The following is an 11,317-nucleotide window of genomic DNA, read 5'->3' on the forward strand; positions in this document are numbered from 1 at the left end:
CCGCACTCCCCCGAGTTCAGGAGCTCGCACCGCACATGGCGCGCCGCACTGCCCCCAGCACGCCGCCCGAGGACTTCGTCGAGCGGATCATCGACGTCGACGTCGCGTCCGAGATGGAGGGGTCCTTCCTCGAGTACGCCTACTCGGTCATCTACTCCCGTGCGCTCCCGGACGCCCGGGACGGCCTCAAGCCCGTGCAGCGCCGGATCCTGTTCCAGATGTCCCAGATGGGCCTGCGCCCGGACCGCCCCTACGTGAAGTCCGCCCGCGTGGTCGGCGACGTGATGGGCAAGCTGCACCCGCACGGCGACACCGCGATCTACGACGCGATGGTGCGCCTGGCGCAGCCGTTCTCGCTCCGGCTGCCCCTGGTCGACGGGCACGGGAACTTCGGCTCGCTGGACGACGGCCCCGCGGCCCCCCGGTACACCGAGGCCCGGATGGCGCCCTCCGCGGTCGCGATGAACGCCGGCCTGGACGAGGACGTCGTCGACTTCGTCCCGAACTACGACAACAAGCTCACCCAGCCGTCCGTGCTGCCCGCCGCGATCCCGAACCTGCTGGTCAACGGCGCCGCCGGCATCGCGGTCGGCATGGCGACCAACATGGCCCCGCACAACCTGGTCGAGGTGATCGCCGCCGCTCGGCACCTGGTCGCGCACCCCGGGGCCGACCTGGACGAGCTGATGCGGTTCGTGCCCGGACCGGACCTGCCCTCCGGCGGCAAGATCGTCGGGCTGGAGGGCGTCCGGGACGCCTACCGGACCGGTCGTGGCGCGTTCAGGACCCGGGCCACCACCCGGATCGAGAACGTCACCCCGCGCCGGAAGGGGATCATCGTCACCGAGCTGCCCTACGGCGTCGGCCCGGAGAAGGTGATCGAGAAGATCAAGGAGGGCGTGCAGAACAAGAAGCTCTCCGGCATCGCGGACGTCCTGGACCTGACCGACCGCGAGCACGGCCTGCGCCTGGTGATCGAGGTCAAGACCGGCTTCAACCCGGACGCCGTGCTGGAGCAGCTGTTCCGCTACACCCCGCTCGAGGACTCGTTCTCGATCAACAACGTCGCCCTGGTCGACGGCCAGCCCCGCACCCTGGGGTTGCGCGAGCTGCTGCAGGTCTGGGTCGAGCACCGCCTGAGCGTGGTCCGCCGCCGCAGCCAGTTCCGCCTGGACCGCAAGCGCGAGCGCCTGCACCTGGTCCTCGGCCTGCTGATCGCGATCCTGGACATCGACGAGGTCATCCAGGTCATCCGCAGCTCCGACGACTCCGAGGCCGCGCGCGCCCGCCTGCGCACCGTCTTCGACCTCTCCGAGCCGCAGGCCGAGTACATCCTCGAGCTGCGCCTGCGTCGCCTGACCAAGTTCAGCCGGATCGAGCTGGAGAAGGAGCGGGACGAGCTCGCCGACGACATCGCCGCGTTGGAGGCCCTGCTCGGCGACGAGAGCCTGCTCCGCGGCGCGGTCTCGGACGAGATGGCCGAGGTCGCCGCCACCTACGGCACCCCGCGCCGGACCATCCTGCTGGAGTCCGCGGGCGGTGTCGCGACCGCCGCCGAGGGCGCCCCGGTGGCCAAGCGCACCGTGGCCACGCTGTCCCTGGAGATCGAGGACACCCCCTGCATCGCCCTGCTGTCCGCCACCGGGCTGGTCGCCCGCACCGCCGGGGTCGACGTGCTGCTGCACCCCGCCGAGGACGCCGCCCGCACCAAGCACGACGTGCTGGCCGGTGCCGTGCGCACCACCGCGCGCGGCGACGTCGGCCTGGTCACCAACCGGGGGGTGGTCCGCAGGATCTCCGTGCTGGACCTGCCGGGTCTGCCGCCCACCGACGGCGCTCCCTCGCTCGGCGGCGGACTGCCGCTCGGCGAGCTGATCGAGCTGGACCGCGGCGAGAAGGTGATCGGCCTGTGCTCGATCGCCGCCGACGCCCCCACTCTCGCCGTCGGCACCGCCCAGGGCGTGGTCAAGCGGGTCGTCTCCGGCGAGCCCCCCGCCAACCGGGACTCCTGGGAGATCATCGGCCTGCGCGACGGCGACGAGGTCGTCGGCATCGCCCCGGTCACCGACGACGACGAGCTGGTGTTCGTCTCCTCCGACTCCAACCTGCTGCACTACCCGGCCGCTGCCGTGCGCCCGCAGGGCCGTCCGGCCGGTGGCATGGCCGGCATCAAGCTCGGTGCCGGTGCCCGCGCGGTGTTCTTCGGCGCCCTGTCCCCCGACGTCGACGACGCCCTGGTGGTCACCGTCTCCGGCTCCTCCGACGCGCTGCCCGGCACCCAGTCCGGCTCCGCGAAGGTCACCCCGTTCGCGCAGTACCCCGGCAAGGGTCGCGCCACCGGCGGGGTGCGCTCGCACCGGTTCCTCAAGGGCGAGGACGCCCTGTTCCTCGCCTGGGTCGGCCGGGCTCCCGCGCGGGCGACCGGGTCGGCAGGTCAGCCGGTGGAGCTGCCCGAGATCGACGACCGCCGGGACGGCTCGGGAGCACCGTTGAGCGCGCCCCCAGTCGCGATCGGCTGACACCGCCTGCGCCACCGAACTCGGCAGGCGGCACTCCACCCCGAGGTCGGCAGTTCACCCCGAGAGCGGCAGTTCACCCCGAGGTCGGCAGGTCACCGGCACCTCGGAGGCGTGGGCTGCCGACCTCGGCGGGGCGCACCCACCGAGCGCGCGATGGTGGGTCAGGACTGGGCATCCGCCACCGCTGCGCGGATGCGGGCGGCGGAGTCGACCAGCGCCGTGAGCTGCTCGGGTTCGAGGACGTCCAGGATGATCTGGTGCACCACCTGGCGCCGGGTCGCCCGGGCGCGTTCGGCGCAGCGCACCCCGGCGTCGGTCAGCCGGACCATCGTGCCGCGGGCGTCGTCACGGTCCCGGGCGCGGGCGACCAGGCCGCGCTGCTCCATCCGGCGCAGCTGGTGCGACACCCGGCTGTCCTGCCACTCGGCCGCCGCGGCGAGGTCCTTGGCCCGCAGACCGCTCTCGCCCGCGTCCAGCAGCGGTTCGAGGAGCTCCAGGTCCGCCACCGACGCGTCCGTGGCCTGGCCTAGCGCCCGCTCCATCACGATGAACCAGTCCCGCGACATGCCGAGGAACACCCGCCACGCGGCGTCCTCGTCCGCGACCGTCCGCCCCTGCACCGCCGTCATGCGAGAAGGGTACGGCCGGTCCGCCGGATCCGGTCAGACATCGATGCCGAGGATGACCGATCCGTGCGTGACCTCGTAACCGAGCGACGCGTACAGGCCGTGCGCACCGGAGGGGTTCTCGCTGTCGACGTCGAGCTCGGCGTACGCCATCCCGTCCGCCCGGTAGCTCTCCATCGCGGCGGTCAGCAGCGCCACCGCGAGCCCTCGGCCCCGCCAGGCGCGTCGGACGCCGAGCACGTCGGTGAACCCGGCGCGGTAGCCCTTGACCGGCCAGTCCTGCTCGTAGCGGCTGGACATCGCGTAGCCCGCGACCTCCCCCGTGGCCTCGTCCACCGCCACCTGGCTCCAGCTCGGCGCGAACATCGACCGGCCGCCCTGCCACGCCTCCGCGCTGCGCGGTTCGCTCCCCCAGTGATCGGCGAAGGCCTCGTTGTGCGCCAGCCGCACCGGCTCGTCCAGCTCCGGCGTCCACGGCACGACCCGCAGGCCGGGAGTCGCCGGCGGGACGGGCAGCGGCTGGTCGAGCGGGCGGCGCATGTCCCGGAAGTAGCGCAGCGGCGCGTAGCCGGCGGCGCGGTACAGGTCGGCTGCCCCGGTCTGGGTCTCGAGCAGGTACACGCCGAGACGCCCGGGGATGTCCCGCGGGTCGGTGGCGAGCTGCTGGCGCCCGCGGGCGGTGGACCAGGCGACCAGCGCGGTGCCGAGGCCCCGGCCCCGCCACGCCGGGTCGACGCCACCGGAGGAGTGGGCCCGCAACCGTCGGAGGTCGGCCGGGTTGCATTCGGACACCGACCAGGCACGCGGGGTGCCGTCGGCGTCCCAGCCGATCCGGGTGTCCCGGGCCAGGTCCCACCAGCTGCCCTCGAACTGCTCGACCACCTCGGACTCGACTGTGCGGGCGTGCGCGGCGTCGGCCTCCTCCGTCCGAGCGATCAGCGCGGCCAGCGCCGGGGCGTCGGCCGGGGCGAACGGCCGCCAGGTCAACCCGTCGGTCGGGAGCTCGGGCAGGTCAGCGGGCGCGTCGGCACGGGAGGCCAGTGAGGTCATGGCGACCACGGTGCGGGATCGACCATGTTCCTGTCACCCGCAATCTCACGCGTCGATCTTGGAGGCGTCCAGTGTCGAGGCGTTGTCGATGATGAAGTCCTTGCGCGGTGCGACCTCGGAGCCCATCAGCAGCTCGAACACCTCCTCGACCCGGCGCATCTGCTCGTCCGCGGCGGCTGCTGCGGGCAGGGTCACCCGGCGCAGGGTCCGGTGCCGCGGGTCCATGGTGGTCTCGGACAGCTGGTCGGCGTCCATCTCACCGAGGCCCTTGTAGCGCTGGATGTCCTCCTTGTAGCGCTTGCCGGCCCGGTCGAGCTTCTTGAGGGTGCTGGCCAGCTCGGCCTCCGAGTAGGTGTAGACGTACTCGTTCTTCTTCGATCCTGCGCCGATCACCTCGATCCGGTGCAGCGGCGGCACCGCGGCGTACACCCGCCCGGCCTCGACCATCGGTCGCATGTACCGGAAGAACAGGGTGAGCAGCAGGGTGCGGATGTGCGCGCCGTCCACGTCGGCGTCGGTCATCAGCACGATCTTGCCGTAGCGGGCCGCGTCCAGGTCGAAGGTGCGACCGGACCCGGCGCCGAGCACCTGGATGATCGCGGCGCACTCGGCGTTGCGCAGCATGTCCGCCACGGACGCCTTCTGGACGTTGAGGATCTTGCCGCGGATCGGCAGCAGCGCCTGGAAGTCGCTGGACCGGGCGAGCTTGGCCGTGCCCAGCGCCGAGTCGCCCTCCACGATGAACAGCTCGGAGCGGTCGACGTCGGTGCTGCGGCAGTCAGCGAGCTTGGCCGGCAGCGACGAGCTCTCCAGCGCGTTCTTCCGCCGGGAGATCTCCTTCTGCTTGCGGGCGGAGACCCGGGCCCGCATCTCCCCGACGACCTTCTCGAGCAGCGCGGACGCCTGCGCCTTGTGCTCGCGCTTGGTCGAGGTCAGCAGGCCGGTGAGCTCGGACTCCACCACCTTGGCGACGATGCCGCGGACCGGCCCGGTGCCCAGCACCTCCTTGGTCTGGCCCTCGAACTGCGGCTCGGCCAGCCGCACGGTGACCACGGCGGTGAGCCCGGCCAGCGCGTCGTCCTTCTCGATCTTGTCCCCGCCGTCCTTCGCGGAGATCTTCAGCTTGCGGGCGTTCAGCTCGACCTGCTTGCGCACGGTCTTGAGCAGCGACGCCTCGAAGCCGGCCAGGTGGGTGCCGCCCTTGGGGGTGGAGATGATGTTGACGAAGCTGCGGACCTCGGTGTCGTAGCCGGTGCCCCAGCGCAGCGCCACGTCCACCTCGCACTCGCGCTGCACCTCCTGCGAGGTCATGTGCCCACGGTTGTCCAGCACGGGCACCGTCTCGGTGAAGGTGCCCGCCCCGGTCAGCTGCCAGGTGTCGGTCACGGCGGCGTCCGGTGCGAGGAAGTCGGCGAAGTCCACCGTCCCCCCGTCGTGCCGGAACACCTCCTCGTGCGGGCCGTCGGCGCCCGGGGTGCCCGGCACGCCGCGCTCGTCCCGGACCACGATGGTCAGACCGGGCACCAGGAAGCTGGTCTGCCGGGCGCGGGTGACCAGCTCGTCGTAGCTGAACACCGCGGTGCTCGGGAAGATGCTGCGGTCCGCCCAGTACCGGGTGCGGGTACCGGTCCGCGCCCTGGCGACCTTGCCGACGATCGCGAGCTCGGAGCCGGAGGTGAACGGCTCGAACGGCGACTCCGGGGAGATGCCGCCGCGGTCGTCGAACACGCCGGGCTCGCCGCGGCGGAAGGTCATCCGGTGGGTCTTGCCCCCGCGGTCCACCTCCACGTCCAGCCGGGAGGACAGCGCGTTCACCACGGACGCGCCGACGCCGTGCAGACCACCGGAGGCGGCGTAGGAGCCGCCGCCGAACTTGCCGCCGGCGTGCAGCTTGGTGAGCACGACCTCGACGCCGGTCAGCCCGGTGCGCGGCTCGACGTCCACCGGGATGCCACGGCCCTGGTCGCGGACCTCGACCGAGGAGTCGGCGTGCAGCACGACCTCGATCCGGTCGCCGTGCCCGCCGAGCGCCTCGTCGACGGAGTTGTCGATGATCTCCCAGAGGCAGTGCATGAGGCCGCGGCTGTCGGTGGTGCCGATGTACATGCCGGGGCGCTTGCGCACGGCCTCCAGGCCCTCGAGGACCGAGAGATGGCGGGCGTTGTAGGCGGAGTCGGTGGACACGGGTCGAGGGTAGTGGGCGCCGCCGACAATCCCGTGCAGCCCCGCCGGAGGGTGAAACCGGGGTACGCGGACAGCGAACCACCCCCTCTCGACGGGAAGATCCACGGCCGCGGATGGTTGTATGTCAGCGTGACGGAGATGATGGAAACCGAGAACGCACCGGCCGCGCTGACCGCAGCAGACCGATGCGACCGCTGCGGCGCCCAGGCCTACGTCCGCGTGCTGCTCCCGGTGGGCGAACTGCTGTTCTGCGCGCACCACGCGCGCGAGCACGCGCCGAAGTACGAGGCGATCGCGACCCACGTGCAGGACGAGACCGACAGGCTGCTCGCCGAACACGGTGCGGGGGCCGGCGCCGCCCGCTGACGACCCGACGACCGAACGGCCCGCCCGGCGCACCGCCCGGGCGGGCCGTTCGCGTCTGCGGGGGCCATGCCGTGGGACCTAAGTCCCGATAACGTCGCAGTTCAGCGCGCCGAACGGTGGGATCGCACCCGATCCCGCCCCTGTCGTCCGCTGCCGCGCCTACCGTCGGAACGACGGGGCGACGACGCCCCGCGGGATCCCTCGGAGGCTCGCCATGTCCGTCCCTGATCGCTTCTCCGGTCGCACCGTGATCGTCACCGCCGCCGGCGCCGGCATCGGCCGCGCCACCGTCGAGCAGTTCCTCGCCGAGGGGGCCCGGGTGGTCGCCGGGGAGATCGTCCCCGAACGGCTCGACGACCTGGCGGCTGCCCATCCCGGCACCGACCTGGTGCCGGTGCTCGCCGACGTGGCCGGCCAGGAGGGTGTCGACGCCCTGCTCGCCGCCGCGGACGGCCGGGTCGACGTGCTGGCCAACGTCGCCGGGATCATGGACGGCTTCCTCCCGGCGGCGGAGATCGACGACCGGACCTGGGACCGGGTGCTCGCGGTGAACGTCACCTCGGTGATGCGCCTGATGCGGGCGGTGCTGCCCGGGATGATCGAGGCGGGACGCGGCGCCATCGTCAACGTGTCCTCGGAGGCGGCGCTGCGCGGTGCCGCGGCGGGGCTGGCCTACACCGCCTCCAAGCACGCCGTGACCGGCATGACCACTCAGACAGCCTTCGCCTACGGGCGGCTGGGGATCCGGGTGAACGCGGTGGCACCCGGCGCCGTGCAGACGTCCATCGAGGCCGACATGCGGTCCGCACACATGGGTGCTCGGATCGGGCCGGTGCTGGGCGCACTGGTCGGCGGCGCCGCCCAGCCGGCCGAACTGGCCGAGGCCATCGTCTGGATCGCCTCCGACGACGCGTCGAACGTCAACGGCACCACCCTGGTCTGCGACGGCGGCTGGTCCGCGATCTGACGCCCCGGGACGACGAACGGCCCCGCCCTCCGGTGTGGGGGCGGGGCCGTTCGGTGTGTCGGAGGTGTCAGTCCAGGTAGTCGCGCAGCACCTGCGACCGCGACGGGTGCCGCAGCTTCGACATGGTCTTGGACTCGATCTGGCGGATCCGCTCACGGGTCACGCCGTAGACCTTGCCGATCTCGTCCAGGGTCTTCGGCTGACCGTCGGTCAGGCCGAAGCGCATCGAGACCACGCCGGCCTCGCGCTCGGACAGGGTGTCCAGCACCTGGTGCAGCTGCTCCTGCAGCAGCGTGAAGCTCACCGCGTCGGCCGGGACGACCGCCTCGGAGTCCTCGATCAGGTCACCGAACTCCGAGTCGCCGTCCTCACCCAGGGGGGTGTGCAGCGAGATCGGCTCCCGGCCGTACTTCTGGACCTCGACCACCTTCTCCGGGGTCATGTCCAGCTCCTTGGCCAGCTCCTCCGGGGTGGGCTCACGGCCCAGGTCCTGGAGCATCTGACGCTGGACGCGGGCCAGCTTGTTGATGACCTCGACCATGTGCACCGGGATGCGGATGGTGCGGGCCTGGTCGGCCATCGCGCGGGTGATCGCCTGCCGGATCCACCAGGTGGCGTAGGTCGAGAACTTGTAGCCCTTGGTGTAGTCGAACTTCTCGACCGCACGGATCAGACCGAGGTTGCCCTCCTGGATCAGGTCCAGGAACAGCATGCCGCGACCGGTGTAGCGCTTGGCCAGCGAGACCACCAGGCGGAGGTTGGCCTCCAGCAGGTGGTTCTTGGCGCGGCGGCCGTCCTGGGCGATCCACTGCAGCTCACGACGGGCCTTGGGCTCCACGTCGTCGCCGAGCTGGCTGAGGCGCTCCTCCGCGAACAGGCCGGCCTCGATCCGCTTGGCGAGCTCGACCTCCTGCTCGGCGTTCAGCAGCGCGACCTTGCCGATCTGCTTCAGGTAGTCCTTGACCGGGTCGGCGGTGGCACCGGCGGTGACCACCTGCTGCGCGGGCTGGTCGTCGTCGTCCGCGTCGGACACGACGAAGCCGGTGTCCTCGGTCTCGTCGGACTTCGCGTCGGCGGGCTTGGCGGCCTTGGGGTCGTCGCCCTCGGTCGCGTCGCCGTCGGAGTCGTCCGAGGTCTCCACCTCGGCCTCGACCTGCAGCTCGGCCTCGTCGATCTCGATGTCCTCGTCGTCCTCGGGCGCATCGTCGTCGGACTTCGCCTTGGTCGCCTTGGCCTTGACCGGCTTGGCGGCTGCCTTGGTGGTGGCGGCCTTCTTGGCGGCGGCGGTCGTGGTCCGCTTCGCGGCGGGCTTGGCGATGGTCGTCTCGGAGGTCTCGCCCTCCTCCTCGGCGACGACGGCCTTGGTGGACGTCCGCGTCTTGGTGGTGGTCGCGGCGGCGACCTTCCGCGAGGTGGCGGCACGCTTCTTCGGTGCGGCGGCGGCCGGCGTGGGCTCCGCCACGACGATGCCCGCGTTCGCCAGACCGCGCACGACGGCCTTCAGACGACGCGCGTCCTCCACCTGGGCCGCCTCGCAGGCAGCCCGCAGAGCGGCGGCGTCGACGCTCCCGGTGGCGGCACCCCGGCGGACCAGGTCCTGCAGGGCCGGGTGCTCGAACTCGCGCGGCAGCGTGGGGGAATTCTGGGACGTCACGAATGACCTTTCGGCAGCGAGGGACCCGATTCGGCGAGACGGGACTCCGATATTGTACCGGCCGCTCCCGCTCCGGGGCGCGCCCATCCGGAGGATCGGCATGCGGCAGGGCGTCGGCGGTGAATCCGTCGGAGTGTCCAACGCGCGAGCGCGCCGGAGGATTCCCGTCAGCTCGGGTCGGGCTTGACCGCGAGCACCGGGCACGGCGCGTCGAGCAGGATGCGCTGGGCGTTCGCCCCGAGGATCAGCTTCCCCACCGGGCTGCGACGACGCAGGCCGATCACGATCAGCGATGCACCGGTGTCCTCGGCGGCGCCGATCAGCTCCTCGGCGACGTCGCGACCGGCCGCGATCACCCGGACCTCGTGCGCGATGCCGCGCTCGGCCAGGCCGACGCGGACCTGCTCCACCGCCTGCTCGGTCTCCTGACGCTGCTCGGGCGTCTCGTCCATCCGCTCGTTGACGACGACCACCAGGGACTCGCCCCGCCGCTCCGCCTCGAGGCCTGCGGTGTCCAGGGCAGCACGCCCCTCGACCGTCGCCAGATAGCCGACCACGATGCTCATCGGTGCTCCTCGCACGAGTGCCGCTGCGTCCGTCCGGCCCCGCCGCCGCACACCGTCGCGCCGCACTGCCGAACCGTGCCCCGACCGTACCGGAACCGCCGGGCCAGCACGAACGCACCGGACCAGCACCGTCGACCCGGCTCCCGGGGTCCCCCGGACACCGGTCGTCATGCTGCCGTCATCCGACCACCTCCGGTCGGCGCGCCCACCCCGGCACCGCCCCCGCGGACAACAGCCAGTCCAGCTGCGCCGCCAGCGGATCGACTTTCGAGCCCGCGAGCGCCCGCTCCACCAGGACGCCGCCCCGCACCCCGTCACCGGTCCACCAGGCGAGCAGGCCGAGCAGGGCGAGCCCGCCGGACTGCCGTCTGCGGCGGCCGTGCGAGACCACCCGGCACAACAGTCGCACCGCCGCGTCGACCCGCCCGGCCTCCGGTGCCATCGCTCCCGGCACGAGCTGCGCCGCCAACCACGGCCGCAGACCGAGCCCCGGACCGTCGAGCGTCGAACCCGCGGACACCGGCACCGGCACCGGCGGCTCGGACAGCAGGTGCACCCACTCCGCGTCCCGCTCCTCCTCGAACGGACCGACCACCAGGGTGAGCACGCAGGCCTCGACCACCAACGGGTCCTCCAGCCCGGACTCGATCCGGCCGAGCGTGGCCCGCGGGACCAGACCGGGATGAGCCAGCGCCTCCTGCCACCGTCGCAGGCTCCGTCGCTGCCAGTCGCCCCACGGCCGCGTGGCGCCCTCCGGTGCCACCTCGGTGCGGTGCTGCGTCCAGCGCAGCCGGGCCTCGGCGGCCACCCGGCGGTCGGGATGGTCGGCGGCGAGGATCCTGCCGACGTCCTCACGGCGCGCCGCAGGTTCCCGACCGGAAGCCCGGGCCTGCGCCGCGACCGTGGTGTGCGCGAGCTCGCTCCGGGGGAACCGCGGCCCGTCGGGATCCTGTCGCACCCAGCTCGCGTCCAGCGCCCACGCCCCGGCCCAGTGCACACCTGCAGCCAGACAGGCCGCCCGTACCGGAGCGACGGCCGCGACCGGATCGGCAGGACCGGCCCCGACCGGCACCCGTGCCACGTACCGGGCGACCACCGCCCACGAGCAGCCCATCCCCCGCAGGTGCGCGACGACCGACTCCGCCACCGCGGTCGCGCTCCGCCCGATCAGCACCTCGGTGTCGATCCGGGCCACCAGGCGCGGGTCGGGGTCCGCCGGGTCGACCAGGCCCGCCACCACGATGCTGCCCGGGCACGGGTGGTGGCCCAAACGCACCGGCACCGCGGAGAGGACCTCACGCAGGTGCGCCGCGACGACCCCGGACCGGGAGTCGGGCCTCTCCTCGGGCTGGCTCCCGTCGCGGGTGTCCGAGCCCTCGCGGGTG

At 72.7% G+C, this 11,317-nt stretch carries 9 protein-coding genes; 3 read left to right on the plus strand and 6 right to left on the minus strand.

Going from position 1 to position 11,317, the window contains the following annotated elements; all coding sequences use genetic code 11:
• The first annotated feature begins 35 nt into the window (after positions 1-35).
• Positions 36-2,519, plus strand: coding sequence for a DNA topoisomerase IV subunit A (locus tag OGL89_RS12000; protein ID WP_263120384.1), 2,484 nt, complete (start codon positions 36-38; stop codon positions 2,517-2,519).
• A 161-nt stretch (positions 2,520-2,680) separates the two neighbouring features.
• On the opposite strand, the gene OGL89_RS12005 is transcribed toward OGL89_RS12000, so the two are convergent.
• Genes OGL89_RS12005 through OGL89_RS12015 form a run of 3 tightly spaced genes read right to left on the minus strand, consistent with a single transcriptional unit; the run spans position 2,681 to position 6,379 of the window.
• Positions 2,681-3,148: a MarR family winged helix-turn-helix transcriptional regulator gene (locus OGL89_RS12005; protein WP_263120385.1), complete on the minus strand. Its 468-nt coding sequence runs from the start codon at positions 3,146-3,148 to the stop codon at positions 2,681-2,683.
• A gap of 33 nt (positions 3,149-3,181) precedes the next feature.
• Complete coding sequence (locus tag OGL89_RS12010; RefSeq protein ID WP_263120386.1) at positions 3,182-4,195, minus strand: GNAT family N-acetyltransferase; 1,014 nt, start codon at positions 4,193-4,195, stop codon at positions 3,182-3,184.
• 45 nt (positions 4,196-4,240) lie between these two features.
• On the minus strand, positions 4,241-6,379 hold the full coding sequence (locus OGL89_RS12015; RefSeq protein WP_263120387.1) for a DNA topoisomerase IV subunit B: 2,139 nt from the start codon (positions 6,377-6,379) through the stop codon (positions 4,241-4,243).
• Positions 6,380-6,517: 138 nt separating this feature from the next.
• Between OGL89_RS12015 and OGL89_RS12020 the strand changes: the two genes are divergently transcribed.
• Positions 6,518-6,745 (plus strand): hypothetical protein, encoded by a 228-nt coding sequence (locus OGL89_RS12020; RefSeq protein ID WP_263120393.1) that lies wholly within the window; start codon positions 6,518-6,520, stop codon positions 6,743-6,745.
• Positions 6,746-6,959: 214 nt separating this feature from the next.
• Complete coding sequence (locus tag OGL89_RS12025) at positions 6,960-7,712, plus strand: SDR family NAD(P)-dependent oxidoreductase (protein ID WP_263120388.1); 753 nt, start codon at positions 6,960-6,962, stop codon at positions 7,710-7,712.
• Positions 7,713-7,779: 67 nt separating this feature from the next.
• Here OGL89_RS12025 and OGL89_RS12030 read toward each other — a convergent pair whose 3' ends face one another.
• The 3 genes from OGL89_RS12030 to OGL89_RS12040 form a co-directional block, all read right to left on the minus strand.
• The gene (locus tag OGL89_RS12030; RefSeq protein WP_263120389.1) at positions 7,780-9,366 is read right to left on the minus strand and encodes an RNA polymerase sigma factor; all 1,587 of its coding nucleotides are present in this window, start codon (positions 9,364-9,366) and stop codon (positions 7,780-7,782) included.
• A gap of 167 nt (positions 9,367-9,533) precedes the next feature.
• Positions 9,534-9,932 carry a universal stress protein gene (locus tag OGL89_RS12035; protein ID WP_263120390.1) on the minus strand — a complete coding sequence of 133 codons (399 nt, stop codon included), beginning with the start codon at positions 9,930-9,932 and terminating at the stop codon, positions 9,534-9,536.
• Positions 9,933-10,110: 178 nt separating this feature from the next.
• The coding region (locus OGL89_RS12040; RefSeq protein ID WP_263120391.1) for a DUF4192 family protein at positions 10,111-11,317 on the minus strand (1,207 nt) is incomplete at its 5' end.

It is taken from the genome of Cellulomonas sp. RIT-PI-Y, from assembly GCF_025642745.1.
In the GTDB taxonomy this organism is placed as follows: Bacteria; Actinomycetota; Actinomycetes; order Actinomycetales; family Cellulomonadaceae; genus Cellulomonas.

Excerpts from the sequence above, each read along its gene's own strand:
- OGL89_RS12000 (WP_263120384.1), top strand. The coding sequence starts at position 36 with ATGGCGCGCCGCACTGCCCCCAGCACGCCGCCCGAGGACTTCGTCGAG.
- OGL89_RS12005 (WP_263120385.1), bottom strand. The coding sequence starts at position 3,148 with ATGACGGCGGTGCAGGGGCGGACGGTCGCGGACGAGGACGCCGCGTGG.
- OGL89_RS12010 (WP_263120386.1), bottom strand. The coding sequence starts at position 4,195 with ATGACCTCACTGGCCTCCCGTGCCGACGCGCCCGCTGACCTGCCCGAG.
- OGL89_RS12020 (WP_263120393.1), top strand. The coding sequence starts at position 6,518 with ATGATGGAAACCGAGAACGCACCGGCCGCGCTGACCGCAGCAGACCGA.
- OGL89_RS12025 (WP_263120388.1), top strand. The coding sequence starts at position 6,960 with ATGTCCGTCCCTGATCGCTTCTCCGGTCGCACCGTGATCGTCACCGCC.
- OGL89_RS12035 (WP_263120390.1), bottom strand. The coding sequence starts at position 9,932 with ATGAGCATCGTGGTCGGCTATCTGGCGACGGTCGAGGGGCGTGCTGCC.